Genomic DNA, 15,970 nt, shown 5'->3' with positions numbered 1-15,970 from the left:
TGCCTGATGACCATAGCAAGTCGGTACCACCCCTTCCCATCCCGAACAGGACCGTGAAACGACTTTGCGCCGATGATAGTGCTGCAACCAGTGTGAAAGTAGGTTATCGTCAGGCTAGTTATTCGCAGAAGCCCGCTCAGTCAAGACTGAGCGGGCTTTTTGCTTTTTCCCTACCGAAACAGATAACAAATTCATCCGCGCAAACGAAAATTTTCGCATCGTTATAAAAAAAGCGGACGCCTTGTTACGTTATCGGGTGTCGCAAAGGTAAGCTCCTGGACGAGACACCGCGTTCGCCAGCTGCTCATCCAGCGCAGGTGTCGCGGCGAAAATTAGACGTGAGCAAGATGCAAAATTTCTATAAAAAAGCGCTATTTGCGCTCATTCTGCTGCTGGTCGTGGACGCGTTGATCGCGTGCATCTGCGTATATCAGAGCTACCCATCCGCAACGCTCATGCCATCGGGTGCCGGAGGCTTGTACTGGCGCACGAATACAACGACAGTGGCGACAGAGGGCGGCGGCGCGGCGATACGCATCGTCGCATCCGGCCAGCGGTCGCTCCGTTTCGACTTCCGGCTCAAGCGGCCCGCGCCATATTCCTTTGCGTCAGCCGAAATGGTATTCGAAGATGGCAACGGCAATACAGTGCCGGTGGACCTGTCGCAATACGACACCATCTCGTTCACGGCCAAATGCAATCCGTTGAACATTCTGATTTTCGCCCTGCCGACATTCGACGCGACAGTGTCGAAGACCGGCGATTACCTGACCTACCCGTCTCCGCTCACGTTCTTCTCGTGCGACGCCAAGGGCGTGCCGGTATCGCTGGATCTGACGCGGCTGACCATTCCGCAGTGGTGGTACGAAAGGATGCACCTCGACCTCTCGCACCAGTCTTATAAGCTGAACCAAGTGGCAAAATTCGTATTCGGAATCAGCCAGCAAAGTCCGCGCGATCTCGACAGCCGCGTAGAAATCAGCAAGCTGACGTTGCACGGACGCGACTATCGCTATCTCGTCGCGCTGGCGGTCATCCTGGTGAGCAGTTGGTGTGCCTTCGCGTTCTGGTTTTTCCGGGCACATGCGCGGGAACTCGCCGCCAGCCTGGACGCGAAGCTCAGGAAGGATCTGCCACTCGTCGCATATCGGCAACTGACCCTGGAGCCGTTCAAGGACAAGGAAAAAGCGGCAGTCCTGCGCTTCATCGCGACGAATTACACGAACTCCGAACTGGACCTGGACAGCGTCGTCGCGGGAACGGGCGTGAATCGCAACAAGGTCAACGACTTCCTGAAGGCGGAACTCGGCATAACCTTCACCACGTATCTTAAAAAGCTGAGGCTGACGGAATCGGCCAGGCTGCTGACGGAGAACCCCGCCGCGACTGTCGCCGAAGTCGCGTATTCCGTCGGCTATGGCAACGTCTCGTATTTCAACAAGCTGTTCAAGGAAGAATACGGCTGCACGCCCAAGACATTCAGAAGCGTCACGGTGCGGTCCGACGTCAAGCCCGACAGCCCGGCGTCCGCGCGGACGGCGGCGGACGCACAACAGGACCATCACCACGAATAACAAATCCTGCGTTGTCGCTAAATTTTCCGTAATGCCGTTAAGAAGGCGGCGACCGGTGCTTCTATGCTGTGGTGGTTATAAAACGTTCAAACGTCTACCTGCCCGCGAGGTGGACGGCCGCACGCTGTACGTCAGCACGACGACGCAGCCGCAGGACGTCAAGATCGATGGCGCCGCCACCGGTGTGCTCGGCGGCCGGACGCGGAACGGCACGCTGCCGCTCGAGCCCTTCGGTGCTGAGCTGCGGCGCAGATAAGGCTGATGTCGCGCGACGGTCCTCGGTGCCTGTCGGCGTATTGCACCATTCATTGCAAGAGTCTCCTTTGAGCCGTCCGCCATCGCAAGGGCGGGCGGCGTTTTTCCCATACAAGAGGAATCGATTCATGAAGAATATCGGTCACGCCGCCGCGCTGCCGCCGGTGACGGCGAAGGTCCGTTTGGCGATTGGGGCGTTGGAGGCGATCGCGAAGGTGTTCGCCGCGTTCCGTCCGATGGAGCGGCTATGGGCGTCCTGGGCCTTTGACGACCGCAAGCCGCAGGCCATCGCGCCGAAGAACTGGAAGGCGACCGCGTCCTACCGGCTGTGGCAACTCGGCGACGAGCAATGGCTGGCGACGATCAAGGAGAAACCGCCCGGCACGGAGACGCCCAGTGGCGGCGTGGCCGTCGCCCAGATCGCCGACAATGAATTCATCGTCGTCGGCCAGCATGCGCGCGTGAAGTTCGACGGCGCGGGCACGAACGCGGACAAGCCGTCGACGTACGGCCGCGTCGAAGAAGGGCATTTCGACAGTGCCGGCCGCTGGGTGATGGAGCGTAACTGGAACGGCGACCAGGTCGATTCGGGCCTCAACCTGACCGGCAGGCCCGTCGTCCTGAAGGTCAGGATGGGCACCTACTGATCAGGCCAGCGTGATCAGCCGGTCGAGCAGCGGCGCGGCCGCATCCGCGATGCGGTCCAGGCTCGCGTCGCGCAGCGCGGCCGTGTCGACCTCGTGCGCGCTGTGCAGGCCGGCCCAGCGCAGCAGCGCCGCGCACGCATCCGCATGGTCGAACAAGCCGTGCAGATACGTGCCAAGCACCTGGCCGTCGTCCGAGCATCCTCCTTCGGGCCGGCCGTCGATCTCGAACGCGGGCCGCGCCAGCGCGCTTCCCGTCGAGACGCCCATGTGGATCTCGTAGCCGGTCACCGCCGCGTCCACCGCACCGGGCGCGAACGCGCAGCGGCCGCTTACCTGCGCCAGGCGTTTTTGCCGGGTCAAGGTCGTGCCGAGGTCGAGCAACCCCAGTCCTTTCGAATGTCCGGCCACGCCTTCCACGCCGTACGGGTCGTCGACGCAGGCCCCCAGCATCTGGAAGCCGCCGCAGATCCCGATCACCTTTCCGCCATAGCGCAGGTGTCGGCGGATGCGTTCCGGCCAGCCTTGCGCGTGCAGCCATGCGAGATCGCCGCGCGTGTTCTTGCTGCCGGGGAGGATGACGAGGTCGGCATCGGGAATCGGTTCGCCTTCGCGCACGAAGCGCAGGTCGACGTCGGGATGAACGCGCAGCGCATCGAAGTCCGTGTGGTTGCTCATGCGGGGATAGCTGGGCACGACAATGCGGAAGTGTCCGGTGCCCGGCGCGACAGCTTGCACCGCATCCTCGGCGTCGAGGTACAGGCCGTGCAGATAGGGCAGCACGGCCAGCACCGGCTTGCCCGTCTGCCGTTCGAGCCAGGCTAGGCCCGGTTCGAGCAGCCCGATGTCGCCGCGGAAGCGGTTGATGACGAATCCGACGATGCGCGCCCGCTCGCTGTCCGACAGGCAGGCCAGCGTGCCGACGATGTGGGCGAACACGCCGCCGCGGTCGATGTCCGCGACGAGGATGACGGGGCAGTCCACCGCTTCCGCGAACCCCATGTTGGCGATGTCGCGGTCGCGCAGATTGATCTCGGCCGGACTGCCGGCGCCTTCCACGATCACGGCGTCGTACTGCGCGCGCAGCCGCGCATGCGATTCCAGCACGGCCTGCATGGCCACGGTCTTGTACTGGTGGTAGTCGCGCGCATCCATCTCCGCGCGCACGCGGCCGTGGATGATGACTTGCGCGCCGATGTCGCTCGACGGTTTCAACAGCACCGGATTCATGTCCGTGTGCGGCGCCACGCCGGCCGCCACGGCCTGCAGCGCCTGAGCGCGGCCGATCTCGCCGCCATCGCTCGTGACGGCGCTGTTGAGCGCCATGTTCTGCGGCTTGAACGGTGCGACGCGCACGCCGCGGCGGGCCAGCAGGCGGCACAGCGCGGCGACGAGCGTGCTCTTGCCTGCGTCCGACGTCGTGCCCTGCACCATCAGGGTGGCGTAGGGAAAGCGCGTCATTTGGCGCGGTGGCTGCGCGCCAGTTCCAGTTTCTCGCACAGTTGCGCGGCGCCGGCGACCATGCGCGGGCCGGAGCGGTTCAGGAGGTTGCCGTCGATCGTGAACAGGTTGTCGTTGCGGACCGCGGTCAACGTGGTGTACGGCTTCCACATGCTCACGCCGCCGTAGTTCTTCTCGGCGGTGGCGAAGATCGCTTCCGGATTCTCCTGCAGCACGGCTTCGATCGACACGACGGGCGCCGTCACGGCCAGCTTGTCGAAGATATTCTCCCCGCCGCACAGGCGCAGCGCGTCGCTGACGATGTGGCGGCCGTTCAGCGTGTACAGCGGCTTGTCCCACACCTGGTAGAAGCTGCGCACGACGGGACGCTTCGCGTAGCGGCTGCGCAGGGCGGCGATCCGGTTGCGCAGGTCGGCGGCGGCCGGGCCGGCGACGGCGTCGGTGCCCATCAGCTGGCCGAGCTTCTGCACGTTGTCCGCGATGTCTTCCAGCTTCTGCGGCTCGCTGTGGAACATGGGGATGCCCAGCTTTTGCAGCATGTCGATCTGCCGTTCCGAACTGCCGTGGCGCCAGACGACGATCAGGTCCGGCTTCATGGCCATGATGCGTTCCAGGTCGACCTCGCGGTTCGAGCCGATCTCCGGGATTTTTTTCGCCTCCTCCGGGAAGTCGCTGTACGAGACGACGCCCACGACGTGGCTGCCGCCGCCGGCCGCGAACAGGAGTTCGGTGACGTGCGGCGCCAGCGAGATCACGCGCTGCGCAGGTTTCGCCACGGTGACGGTGGCGCCCGCGTCGTCCTTGACGGTGATGGCGGCCCGCGCCTGCAGGCCGGCCGCGAGCAGGAGCGCGCCTGCGACGATGTTGATCGTTCGTTTCATGTGTCGTTCCATTCCCGGAGTGCTTGTTCGATGCGCAGCCATGCGGATTCGTTCCCGGGCAGGCCCACGCGGATGCCGCGCGCGGCGCCCGGGAACAGTCGTACCCAGATCGCGCGCCGCGCCATGTGTTGATGAAAGTCCTCGGCGCGCGGTGCCGCCCACCAGTGGAACAACGGCGTGCCGTGGGCGTCGATGCCGTGGTCCGCCAGTAGCGCATGCATGCGCGCGCCGTCGCGTGCGAGGCGTGTCTGCGTCGCCCGTTGCCAGCCGTGGTCGCGCAACGCGGCGATCGCGACTTCCTGTGCCGGGCCGCTGATGGTCCAGGGGCCGAGCAGGTCGCCCAGCGCCGCCAGCAGAGGTTCTTCCGCGCCGACGAAGCCGAGCCGCAGTCCCGCCAGGCCGAAGAACTTGCCGACGGAGCGCAGCACGACGAGCCCGGGCCGGCCCACGTGCCCGGCGACGCTGAGCGCACGCGCCGTGTCGCCGAACGCTTCGTCCACGACGAGCCAGCCTCCGCGCGCCGCGAGTTGCGCCGCCCAGCCCAGCAACCGTTCGGGCGCCACCGTTGCGCCGGTCGGATTGTTCGGATTGACGACGACGACGACGTCGCTTGCACCGATCGCGTCGTCGAGCGAGTCGTAGGCGACTTCGCGCATGGCGTGGCCGAGGCGGCGCCAGTGGTGCGCGTGTTCCGCATACGACGGCGCGGCCACCGTCACGCGCGCGGGCCCCGCCAGCTCGGCCCGCAGGCGCGGCAAGGCCTGGATCGCGGCCTGCGTGCCGGCGACCGGCAGCAGATGCGGCGCACCGTAATACGCACATGCCGCGCGCACCAGGTCGGGGTCCGGTTCGGGCAGCCGCTGCCAAGCGTCGGACGACGGTGCCGGCGCCGGATAGCCATGCGGGTTGATGCCGGTGGAAAGGTCGATCCAGTCCGTGCCGCCGTAGCGTGCTTTTGCCGCGCGCAGGTTGCCGCCGTGTTCAAGCATGGAGCACCCCATCCAGCGCGGACAGCGCGACGCAGGCGGCAATCACCCACAGCAACGTGGTGCGCCACACGAGGCGCCAGGCGCGCACGATGTCGTTCGCGCACGCGTCGGGTCCGGTGCCGAGCGCGGGGCGCTCTTCCGTCACGCCGTCGTACACGGCCGCGCCGCCCAGTCGCACGCCCAGTGCGCCGGCGCCGCTGGCCATGACGGGCCCCGCGTTTGGACTGCTCCACGCGCGGGCCTGCGCGCGCCAGCAGCGCCACGCGAGCAGCCGTCCCCGTTGCGCCAGCAGCACGTACGAGAGGGCGGTGAGACGGGCCGGCACGTAGTTCAGCACGTCGTCGATGCGCGCTGCCACCTTGCCGAACAGGTGGAAGCGCGCGTTGCGGTAGCCCCACATGGCGTCCAGCGTGTTCGCGAGGCGGAACAGGACGACACCCGGCCCGGCACCGACGAGGAACCAGAACAATGTGCCGAACACGGCGTCGTTGCCGTTTTCGAGCAGCGATTCCGCGCCGGCCTTGGCGAGATCCCGTTCGCCGGCCTGCGCCGTGTCGCGGCTGACGATGCGCGACGTCAGCCCGCGGGCGCGCTCCAGATCGCCCTCCGCGAGCGCCACGTGGATCGGCAGCGTGTGGTCGCGCAGGCTGCGCAGGCCGATGCCCAGGTACAGCAGTAACGCGTGCAGGGCCGCGCAGCCGTACGCGCACGCGAGCCAGGACAGCAGCGTCAACGGCAGCACGGCGACCATCCAGGCCAGCAGGCCGCGCGCGATGCGGAGTCTTCCGGCGTTGAATCGGCGTTCCAGCGCGGACGCCAGTCGACCGAAGCCGACGAGCGGATGCCAGCGCCGCGCCTCGCCCAACCACAGGTCGAGCAAGACGCCGGCGACGAGTGCCAGCGCGAGCGTCGTCGGCGCCAGCCCGCTCAGCATGGCGCGCCTTTCAGCGCCAGCGGCAGACCGGCCGCGACGAACAGCACGCGGTCGCAGCGCGCCGCGACGTCCTGGTTCAGCCGACCCGCTTCGTCCGCGAACGCGCGCGACACGGCGCCGTACGGCACGATCCCCATGCCGACTTCGTTCGACACGAACACGACGTCGCCGGCCGGGGGCGCGTTTAGCCAGTCCAGCAACGCGGCGCGTTCGGCCTCGAACAGCGCCGGCAAGTCGATGGGGCCGACCTCGGGAAATTCCTGGTACGCCGAGAACATCAGGTTCGTCAGCCACAAGGTGAGGCAGTCGACGATCACGATGCGCTCCGGCGCGCACTGGGCACGCAGCGCGGACGCCAGCGCCGTCGCTTCCTCCACCGTCGTCCAGCCGCTCGGCCGGCGCGCGCGGTGGTGGGCGATGCGGGCCGCCATCTCGGCGTCGCCCGCGTACGACGTCGCGACATAGACCACGTCCTTGCCGGATGCGCGCGCGAGCCGCTCGGCCAGGCCGCTCTTGCCCGAGCGCGCGCCGCCGAGGAGCAAGGTGCGCGTCACGCGAGGTCTCCGCGCAGCAGGCTCGCGGCGGCCGCCGGGTTCGACGCGAAGAATGCGTGGAAGTACGACGCCGTCAGCGAGCCCACACGGTACACGGCTTCGCCCTGCGCGCCGGACGGATGCTTGACCGTCCATGCGGTCGGTGCGAGCGGCGTCTCCAGGCGCGAATAGTGAAACGTGTGGCCGCGCATCTGCCCGGCCTGCGTTGCCACCGCCTGCGGTCCAAGTCCGGCGAGGCGCGGCTGCATCTGCACGCGGCCCGGGAACAGGCCGGCCATCGGCCACTCGTGGCCGTCCTGGTCGGCGAGCGTGTCGGCCAGCACCATCATGCCGCCGCATTCGCCGAGGATCGGTACGCCGGCCGCGTGTGCGGCGCGAATCGAGTCGCGCCAGTGCATCGCCTGCGCAAGCGCTGCGCCGTGCAGCTCGGGATAACCGCCCGGCAGGTACACGGCGTGCGCGTCCGGCGGCACCGGCTCGTCCGCGAGCGGCGAGAACCAGCGCACGCTGGCGCCCAGCGCCTCGAGCGTGTCGACGTTGGCCGGGTACAGGAAGCAGAACGCCGCATCGCGCGCGATCGCCACCGTCTTCCCGGCCAGCAGCGGCGGCACCGGCGCTTCCGGCAGCGACGCGTCCAATGGTCGCGGCGCCAGCGCATTCCACGCCGCCTCGTCCAGTTGCAACTGGTCCGCCAGCGTGTCGAGGAGGGCGTCGATGCCGTCGACTTCACCCGGTACGACGAGGCCGAGATGGCGCTCCGGCAGCTGGCGCGCCTGCTTCGGCAACGTGGCAAAGAGCGGGATGTCGCGCAGCGACGCCGCCACCATGCGGGCGTGGCCTTCGCTCGCGACGCGGTTGGCGACGACGCCGGCCATCCGCACCGGGCCGTAATCGCGCAGGCCCAGCACGACGGCGCCTGCCGTCTGCGCCATCGCCGCGGCGTCGATCACGGCCAGCACGGGCAAGTCGAACGTGCGCGCGAGGTCGGCGGCGGACGGATCGCCGTCGTACAGGCCCATCACGCCTTCCACGAGGACGACGTCCGCCTCGCGCGCGGCGCGGGCGAGGCGCTGGCGGCTTTGCTCAAGGCCGACCATCCACAGGTCGAGCGTATGGACTTTCGCGCGGCTCGCGTGCTCGAGGATCATCGGGTCGATGAAGTCCGGCCCGCACTTGAACACCTGCACGCGCTGGCCCATGCGGCGCAGCTTGCGCGCCAGCGCGGCCGTCACCGTCGTCTTGCCCTGGCCGGACGCGGTGGCCGCGATCAGCACCATGCGTGCGGAGGTAGCCATCACCACTCCGTCCCGGCCTGGGCCCCGATGCCCGCGCGGAACGCGTGCTTCACGTCGGTCATTTCGGAGACAGTGTCAGCGACGGCGATGAGTTCCGGCGGCGCCCCGCGGCCCGTCACGACGACGTGCTGCATCTCCGGGCGGTCGAGCAGGTCGGCGATCACCGTGTGCACGTCGAGGTAGCGGTATTTGAGCGCGATGTTCAACTCGTCGAGCACGACGAGGCCGTAGACCGGGTCGGAAAGGAAGCGGCGCGCCTGCTCCCATGCCGCTTCGGCCTTGACGACGTCGCGTTCGCGGTTCTGCGTCTCCCAGGTATAGCCTTCGCCCATCGCGTGGAAGCTGACGTCGTCGGGAAAGCGACGGAGGAACATCTCGTCGCCGGTGGACATCGCGCCCTTGATGAACTGGACGACGCCCACCTTCATGCCGTGGCCGAGCGCGCGCCCGACCATGCCGAACGCGCTCGAGCTCTTGCCCTTGCCGTTGCCCGTGTTGACGATGATGATGCCGATCTTCTTGTCGGCCGCGGCGATCTTGGCGTCGATGATCGCCTTCTTGCGTTCCATGCGCACGCGGTGGCGCTCGTTGAGGGCTGCCGTTTGTTCGGGTGTCAGATCAGTCATGTGGTGCCTCCAGGGGAATGAATAGTCGCCGGCCCTTGTTCTCGATCGCGTCGATCGGGTGGCCGAGATAGCTGCTCAGCAGCGGGGCCTGCATGGCGTCGTCGACGGGGCCGGCATGCCAGCGGCCGTCGCCCATCAGCAGCAGGGCGTGGGTGGAGATGCTGTGCGCGAGGTTCAGGTCGTGGCCGATCATCACGACGGTCTTGCCGCTTTGCCGGCACAGGCGCGCCAGCAGCGACATCGTGCGCACCTGGTGCGCCAGGTCGAGCGCGTTCGCCGGCTCGTCCAGCAGCAGCAGCGGCGTGTCCTGGGCGAGAAGCGCGGCGATCGCGACGCGCTGGCGTTCGCCGCCGGACAAGGTGCGCACGTCGCGCGTGGCCAGGTCGTCGACTTCCATCGCCGCAAGGGCCTTCATCGCCGCGTGATGGTCGTCGGTCTGCTCCCAGTAATGATTGGCGTGGTACGGGTGGCGTGCGGACAGCACGGTTTCCATCACGCTGTACGAGAAGGCGTCGCTGCGCGCCTGCGGCAGGTAGGCCCGTTCGCGCGCGAGCGCTTCCAGCGGCCAGGCGGACAACGCCCGTCCTTGCAGCTCGACGGTGCCGCCGTCCGGTGCGCGCAGGCCGGCCAGGGCGCGCAGCAAGGTGCTTTTGCCGGCGCCGTTGCGGCCGATGATGGACCAGCATTCGCCGGCCGCCACCGTCCAGTCGAGACCTTGCACGAGTACGCGGCCGCCCGCGCGCAATGCCAGTTGTCGGGTCGCGATCGTCATTTGTGCAACCGGTGCAGCTGGTACAGGAAGACGGGGGCGCCGATCAGCGCCGTGATGGCGCCGACGGGCAGCTGGGTCGGCGCGACGATCGTGCGCGCCACGGTATCGCACAGCACGAGCAGGCTGCCGCCGCCCAGCACGGCGGCAGGCACGAGCACGCGGTGGTCGGGGCCGAACGCGAAGCGGCAGGCATGCGGCACGATCAGGCCGACAAATCCGACCGCGCCGGCACTCGTCACGGCGCTTGCCGTCAGCAAGGCCGACGTGAAGAACAGGCCCTTGCGCACGCTGCCAACGTGCACGCCCAGCGTGGCGGCGGCTTCCGCGTGCAGCGCGAGCATGTTCATCGCGCGCGCATTGCGCAGCGCGTACGCGAGCGCCGCGCCCAGCACGAGCCACGGCAGGATGCGGAGCGGGGCGCCGGCCAGGTCGCCGATCATCCAGAACACCATGCTGCGCAGCCGTCCTTCCGGCGCGATCGACAGCATCAAGGTGACGAGGGCCATGCTGGCCGACGACAGGATGACGCCCGTCAGCAGTAGCATCGACGTGCCGCCTTCGGCCGCGACGCCGCTGCGCATGTCGCGCCGCGCCAGCAGATACAGCAGCAGCGCGACCGTCACCGCGCCGCCCATCGCCGCGAAGTCGACGGTGGCGGCGGCGCACATCATCAGCAGCGCGAACAGCGCGCCGACCGACGCGCCGGCCGAGATGCCGAGCACGTACGGCTCGGCCAGCGGATTGCGCAGCAGCGCCTGCATCATGACGCCCGCCAGCGCGAGCGCGCCGCCGGTGACGAAGGCCATCAGTGCGCGGCTGGCGCGCAGCTCGAGGAGCGACGCGGCCAGCGATTCCGGCCGGCCACGCAACACCTGCGCCAGCGCGTCCGGGACGTCGGACGGCGCGATGGCGATCGACCCGCTCATGCCCGCGACGAGCAGGCTGGCGAGCGCCGCGCACAACAACGCGGCGATGATCGGGATGGCGCGCTGGCGTGCGGGCGGTGGAACAAGGTGCATGGCTCGTCGGTACATGATGGTCAGCGAATGCCGTAGCGGATGCCTGCGAACCAGCTGCGCCCGGCCGTGCCGTAGTTGCGCGCCAGTTCGTAGTGCTTGTCCGCCGCGTTGTCGACGCGGGCCAGCAACGACCAGTCGCGCGTCAGGTGCCACGTAGTGTACAGGTTCAGCAAACCGTAGCCGCCGAGACGGTACGCGTTGCCGGCGTCGTCGAAGCGGTGGCCGGACGCCTGCAACTCGACACCGCTGTCGACCTGCCCCAGGCTGTAGTCGGCGGCGACGCTGGCGTGGCGGCGCGCGCGGCGGGCCAGCTGCTTGCCGGTGGTCTCGTCGCGCGGGTTCTGCAGGTCGGCGCTGGCGCGCAGGCCGAGGTTGCCGATGCGCGTGTCGGCCGCCAGGGTCAGGCCCTCCAGCAGCGCATGGTCGACGTTGTACGCACAGCTGCCGGTGCGGCTCGGGCACGGCGTGACGGACACGATCATGTCGGTCAGGCGGTTGCGGTAGTAGTTCGCGCGCAGGTCGACGCCGGCCAGGCGGTATTGCACGCCCGCTTCCGCGTTGCGGCCCCGTTCCGGCTTGTTCGATGCGAGGCCGTAGCCCGGATAGAACAATTCATTGAACGTGGGCGCGCGGAAGCTCGTGCCGACGCTCGCCGTCGCGCGCAAGTCCTGCGTGAACTCGTAGCCGTAGCCGATGGCGCCCGTCGTCTTCGCGCCGTATTCGAACCAGTCGTTGCGGGCGCTGACGTCGAGCAGGTGGCTGCCGCGCCGCACGTCGTACGCGGCCGCGACGGCGTTCGTGATGCGCGAACGGTTCAGGTTCGCGACGGAGCTGGACAGCACTTGTTCCTTGCGGTGGTTCGCCAGCACCTGCAGCGTGGCGCCGTCCAGGTCGAACGTGTTCTGCCATGTGAATTCGTCCTGGCGCGTGTTCAGCTGCGTCGTGCCGGAAGGGGCCGTGCTCGTGAAGCTTCCCAGCTTGTCTTCCGAACGGGCCGCCTGGACGCTGCTGCGCCAGTTGGGCAGGAAGCGGTCGTTCAGGAACACGGCATAGCTGTCGACTTCCTGGCGGTTGCGGGCGTCGAACGCCGACTTGCCGTTGTCGTACTGCGCGCTCAGGCGGCTCTTCAGGAATTGCGCACCGATCTCGTGACCCTCGGCGAGGCGCATGGTCACGCGGCCGTTGACGGTGGTGCGCGTGTAGCCGTCGTCGTCCGGGTTGTAGCTCGACGAGCCGGGGCGCGTGGACGAGAAGCCGTCCGACTCTTCGCGCGCGCCGCCGAGCGCATACGTCACGGCATGTTCGCCGTCCGTCGAGCCGACGACGCCGGCATCGTACCGGTTCGTGCCGTACGTGCCGCCGGCCGCGCCGGCGCTGAACGACGGCCGGCCTTGTCCCTGCTTGGTGAAGATCTGCACGACGCCGCCAATGGCGTCGGCGCCGTACAGGGAGCTCAGGGGACCGTAGACGATCTCGATGTGGTCGACCGCCGACAGCGGGATCGCGTTCCACGATGCCGCGCCCGTGGTCGCGGAACCGATGCGCACGCCGTCGACGAGCACGACGACCTGGTTGCTGTTGGCGCCGCGCAGGTACACGCTCGTGCTGGTACCGGCACCGCCGTTGCGGACGATTTCGATGCCGCGCTGGCGGCGCAGCACGTCGGCGACGGAGCCGGCGCCGGCGTGCGCGATGTCGTCGCTCGTGACGATGACGGTGTCGGGGATGACTTCTTCTGCGCCTTGCGGCGTACGGGTGGCGGTAACGACGATGGTGTCGGGAACGGGATCGGCGTGGACCGATGCGGCAGCGGCGAATGCGAGCGAAAGCGCGGCCGCCTGCCGGGAAACAGGAATGGACATGACTTTTTATTGTGTGGGCCAACCGGCCGACGTCCCCGTCAGCCAGGTGAACGGACGCGCGCGCTGCGTTGCATTGCGCGCTTCCACCTTTTGGCCGGTATCCGGGCTGGCAAGTATGGCCGTCCGACCTTCCCATGCGGATGCACAGTGGTATGTGAAGACGGTTGCCGCGCACGCGTCGAACGCGGGCGGCACTTGCTTACCGTTGCGGGGGCAGCACACGTTGGCGCTTGTTTGTGAAGCGCTTCGTGTTTCCCGTTTAACTGCGCCCGAGAGAGGGGCGCGAGCACCAAAACGCCGACATTATACGCCCAGCACGACGACGTCGCCGTAGCCGATGCGATGGGGCGTCTGCGCCGCTTGCAGCGCGGCTTGCTCGAGCGGCGCGCCGCCGTGCAGCGCCGCCAGCAGGCGGATCGTGCCGGCGTGGCAGACGACCAGCGCGGACGGTACGCGCAAGTCGGCGCGGAACGCATGCACGCGGCGTGCCACGTCGAGCACGTTTTCCGCGCCGCCGGGACGATAGTGCAGGAGATCGGCCGTCCACGCGTCGACGTCGGCGCGCGGGATGTCGGACCAGGCGCGCAGTTCCCACGCGCCGAAATCCATCTCGGCCAGGCGTGCATCGTGCGTGACACGGCCCGGCGCCAGGCGTTCGGCCAGCAGGGCGCAGCGCTGCAATGGGCTTGCATGGACCGGGAGGTCGCGCGGCAGGCCGCGTGCCGCGAGCGCCGCGTGCACGCGCGCGAGTTCCGCCTCGCGCACGGGCACGTCGCTGGCGCCGTAGCACAGGCCGGGCGCCACGTCCGGTTGCGGATGGCGCACGAGGTACAAGGTCATGCCGCGGTCCAGGCGCCGTGGCCCGGCGTGGCCAGCACGGCGACATACGCCAGCGCTTCCGCCAGCTGCTGCACGGCGCCGAGGCAGTCGCCCGTGTAGCCGCCGAGGCGGCGCACGAACAGGCGGCCCAGCCACAGCGCGGCGCCGGCCGCGGCGAGCAGGGCGGCCAGCAGCGCCGCGGGCGTCATCCAGCCGGCGGCCAGCACGCACGCCGCCGGCAGCACGCACGTCAGCGCGGCGAGCGCGAATTCGGCACCCGTCATCTGCTGTGCCAACGGCTTCGCCTTGCCTTCGCCGCGCACGTAGTCCAGCTTCCAGATCAGCGCCGTCGCGGCGAGGCGCGACACTGGATGCGCGACGAACAGCGCGGCAACGGCCACGCGCGGCGGCAGCAGCGCCAGCGCGGACAGCTTCGTCGCCAGCATGCACACGATGCCGATCGCACCGTAGGCGCCGACGCGCGAGTCCTTCATGATCTCCAGCGCCCGTTCCTTCGTCATGCCGCCACCGAGGCCGTCGCACGTGTCGGCAAAGCCGTCTTCGTGGAACGCGCCCGTGATCCAGATCGAGGCCGCCGTCGACAGCACGGCCGCCACGGGCGCCGGCAGCAGCAGGGCCGTCGCCGCATACACGCCGGCAGCGATCGCGGCGACGACGCAACCGACGAGCGGGAAGTAGCGCGACGCATGCTGCAGCCAGCTCGCTTCGAAGCCGACCCACGCCGGGATCGGCAGCCGCGTGAAGAACTGCAGCGCGATGAAGAACAGCCTGACCTGATGCATCAGGCGGATTTTTCGCTGACGCTGGCCGAGGCGAAGGTCGCCATCTCGCTCAGGAAGTTCACGGCCGCGTGCAGCAGCGGTAGCGCCAGCGCGGCGCCCGTGCCTTCGCCCAGGCGCAGGTTCAGCTGCAGCAGCGGTTCAGCGCCCAGCGCGTCCAGCATACGGCGGTGACCCGCTTCGTCGGAGCAGTGCGCGAACACGCAATAGTCGAGGATCGCCGGTGCGATATGCGTCGCGACGAGGAGGGCGCTCGTCGCGATGAAGCCGTCGATCAGCAGCACCTTGCGCAGTGCGGCCGCCTGCAGCATGGCGCCGGTCATCATCGCGATCTCGAAGCCGCCGAACGTCGCCAACACGCCCAGCGGCTCCTCGACGCCGGCGTGGTGCCGGACGGCCGCTTCGATCACGCGCTGTTTGTGCAATACGCCGTCTGGCGAAAGGCCCGTTCCGGCGCCGACGCAGTCCGCGATGGGAATCCCTGTCAGCTTGTGCATCAGGCTTGCCGCGGCCGTCGTGTTCCCGATGCCCATCTCGCCGAAGCCGACGACGTTGCCGGGCAGGTCCGCCACGAGCGCGGCGCCGTGTTCCAGCGCGGCTGCGCACTGCTCCGGTGTCATCGCCGCCTCGCGCGCGAAGTTGCGGGTGCCGTATGCGACCTTGCGGTCGACGAGGCCGGGACGCGGACCGAAATCGTGGTTGACGCCCGCGTCGACGACGTGCAGGTCGCAGCCGTTCTGGCGCGCGAACACGTTGATCGCTGCGCCCTGGCCCAGGAAGTTCTCGACCATCTGCCAGGTGACGTCCTGCGGGTACGCGGACACGCCTTCCGCCACGACGCCGTGGTCGCCCGCGAACACGAGGATCGCGGGCTGACGGACCGTGGGCGCGACCGTCTCCTGGATGAGGCCCAGGCGGCTGGCGAGGCGTTCGAGGGCGCCGAGACTGCCGAGCGGTTTGGTCTTGTTATTGATGGCGGCGGCGAGCGCGGCGCCGAGTTCGGGCTGGGCCGTGGGGGCGATGTGCGGAAAGCGCATGGGATCTCCATGGAAGATGAAGGCGGCAAAGATAGCACACAAGCAATTGGGCAATTCTTACCGTGCGACGGTCGCCGGTCGGTCGGCTGGGCTGTTGCTGCGGCGATGCATCGTTGTTCGATGCGACTTGCATACCTGTGGTCCGATTTGCTATAGTTCGCGTCCTGCTTCTGCAGCACAAGAAAAGTTCAGCGAAATCAAGTAGTTGAGCTAGGTAGATTGATAACGCCGCTTGTGTTGCAGAAAAACGAGGGTTGACGAGTTAAGCGAACTGATGCATAATCTCATTCCTCTGCTGCTGACGAACACAACGATTCGCAAGCGCAGCAAGGCAGTACCGAATACAAGAGTTCTTTAACAATAAACAGTCGATAAGTGTGGGCGTTTGATGAGGTGCCAGTATCGTTTCGGCGATACTGAATGCTTAAATTATCAAATGTTCACGCAA

General features: G+C 68.0%; 15 protein-coding genes, 1 rRNA gene and 1 riboswitch. Of the genes, 3 read left to right on the top strand and 13 right to left on the bottom strand.

The genetic code is table 11. The annotated features are described in order from the left end of the window. Nucleotides 1–2 precede the first annotated feature (2 nt). From rrf to HAV22_RS30455, 3 genes are all read left to right on the top strand, one after another. Nucleotides 3–115, top strand: a 5S ribosomal RNA gene (rrf, locus tag HAV22_RS30465). A 232-nt stretch (nt 116–347) separates the two neighbouring features. Beyond that, nucleotides 348–1,574 (top strand): helix-turn-helix domain-containing protein, encoded by a 1,227-nt coding sequence (locus HAV22_RS30460; RefSeq protein WP_166865513.1) that lies wholly within the window; start codon nt 348–350, stop codon nt 1,572–1,574. Between the two features lie 383 nt (nt 1,575–1,957). Continuing rightward, nucleotides 1,958–2,476 carry a DUF5597 domain-containing protein gene (locus tag HAV22_RS30455; RefSeq protein WP_229421509.1) on the top strand — a complete coding sequence of 173 codons (519 nt, stop codon included), beginning with the start codon at nt 1,958–1,960 and terminating at the stop codon, nt 2,474–2,476. Here the strand turns inward: HAV22_RS30455 and HAV22_RS30450 are convergent, their stop codons facing one another. The 13 genes from HAV22_RS30450 to cobT all read right to left on the bottom strand — a co-directional run bounded on the left by HAV22_RS30450 (nt 2,477) and on the right by cobT (nt 15,522). Then, nucleotides 2,477–3,934: a cobyric acid synthase gene (locus HAV22_RS30450; protein ID WP_166865508.1), complete on the bottom strand. Its 1,458-nt coding sequence runs from the start codon at nt 3,932–3,934 to the stop codon at nt 2,477–2,479. Then, on the bottom strand, nt 3,931–4,815 hold the full coding sequence (locus HAV22_RS30445) for a cobalamin-binding protein (protein ID WP_166865505.1): 885 nt from the start codon (nt 4,813–4,815) through the stop codon (nt 3,931–3,933). Before HAV22_RS30445 ends, HAV22_RS30450 begins: the two co-directional genes overlap by 4 nt. Next, nucleotides 4,812–5,804, bottom strand: coding sequence for a threonine-phosphate decarboxylase CobD (gene cobD, locus HAV22_RS30440; RefSeq protein WP_166865503.1), 993 nt, complete (start codon nt 5,802–5,804; stop codon nt 4,812–4,814). Before cobD ends, HAV22_RS30445 begins: the two co-directional genes overlap by 4 nt. After that, nucleotides 5,797–6,738 (bottom strand): CobD/CbiB family cobalamin biosynthesis protein, encoded by a 942-nt coding sequence (locus HAV22_RS30435; RefSeq protein ID WP_166865500.1) that lies wholly within the window; start codon nt 6,736–6,738, stop codon nt 5,797–5,799. Before HAV22_RS30435 ends, cobD begins: the two co-directional genes overlap by 8 nt. Further along, nucleotides 6,732–7,292 carry a bifunctional adenosylcobinamide kinase/adenosylcobinamide-phosphate guanylyltransferase gene (cobU, locus tag HAV22_RS30430; protein WP_166865497.1) on the bottom strand — a complete coding sequence of 187 codons (561 nt, stop codon included), beginning with the start codon at nt 7,290–7,292 and terminating at the stop codon, nt 6,732–6,734. The genes HAV22_RS30435 and cobU overlap by 7 nt, the downstream gene beginning before the upstream one ends. Continuing rightward, a complete protein-coding gene (locus HAV22_RS30425) occupies nt 7,289–8,587 on the bottom strand; it encodes a cobyrinic acid a,c-diamide synthase CobB (protein WP_166865494.1) in 1,299 nt (432 codons plus the stop codon). The genes cobU and HAV22_RS30425 overlap by 4 nt, the downstream gene beginning before the upstream one ends. Beyond that, nucleotides 8,587–9,213, bottom strand: coding sequence for a cob(I)yrinic acid a,c-diamide adenosyltransferase (gene cobO, locus HAV22_RS30420; protein WP_166865491.1), 627 nt, complete (start codon nt 9,211–9,213; stop codon nt 8,587–8,589). The genes HAV22_RS30425 and cobO overlap by 1 nt, the downstream gene beginning before the upstream one ends. Further along, nucleotides 9,206–9,985, bottom strand: coding sequence for an ABC transporter ATP-binding protein (locus tag HAV22_RS30415; RefSeq protein ID WP_166865489.1), 780 nt, complete (start codon nt 9,983–9,985; stop codon nt 9,206–9,208). Before HAV22_RS30415 ends, cobO begins: the two co-directional genes overlap by 8 nt. Next, a complete protein-coding gene (locus tag HAV22_RS30410) occupies nt 9,982–11,004 on the bottom strand; it encodes a FecCD family ABC transporter permease (protein ID WP_166865485.1) in 1,023 nt (340 codons plus the stop codon). Before HAV22_RS30410 ends, HAV22_RS30415 begins: the two co-directional genes overlap by 4 nt. A 20-nt stretch (nt 11,005–11,024) precedes the next feature. Next, nucleotides 11,025–12,866 carry a TonB-dependent receptor domain-containing protein gene (locus HAV22_RS30405; protein WP_166865482.1) on the bottom strand — a complete coding sequence of 614 codons (1,842 nt, stop codon included), beginning with the start codon at nt 12,864–12,866 and terminating at the stop codon, nt 11,025–11,027. A 75-nt stretch (nt 12,867–12,941) separates the two neighbouring features. After that, nucleotides 12,942–13,175: riboswitch (cobalamin riboswitch) on the bottom strand. Further along, nucleotides 13,170–13,706: a histidine phosphatase family protein gene (locus tag HAV22_RS30400; RefSeq protein ID WP_166865479.1), complete on the bottom strand. Its 537-nt coding sequence runs from the start codon at nt 13,704–13,706 to the stop codon at nt 13,170–13,172. (Overlaps the previous riboswitch by 6 nt.) Then, nucleotides 13,703–14,488 carry an adenosylcobinamide-GDP ribazoletransferase gene (locus tag HAV22_RS30395; protein ID WP_166865476.1) on the bottom strand — a complete coding sequence of 262 codons (786 nt, stop codon included), beginning with the start codon at nt 14,486–14,488 and terminating at the stop codon, nt 13,703–13,705. The genes HAV22_RS30400 and HAV22_RS30395 overlap by 4 nt, the downstream gene beginning before the upstream one ends. Next, nucleotides 14,488–15,522, bottom strand: coding sequence for a nicotinate-nucleotide--dimethylbenzimidazole phosphoribosyltransferase (cobT, locus tag HAV22_RS30390; RefSeq protein WP_166865473.1), 1,035 nt, complete (start codon nt 15,520–15,522; stop codon nt 14,488–14,490). The genes HAV22_RS30395 and cobT overlap by 1 nt, the downstream gene beginning before the upstream one ends. Between the last annotated feature and the right edge of the window lie 448 nt (nt 15,523–15,970).

This window comes from Telluria antibiotica (assembly GCF_011682055.1).
Taxonomy (GTDB): Bacteria; Pseudomonadota; Gammaproteobacteria; order Burkholderiales; family Burkholderiaceae_D; genus Telluria; species Telluria antibiotica.
The sequence above is the reverse complement of the archived record's forward strand: the minus strand, read 5'-3'. Positions and strand labels throughout refer to the sequence as shown.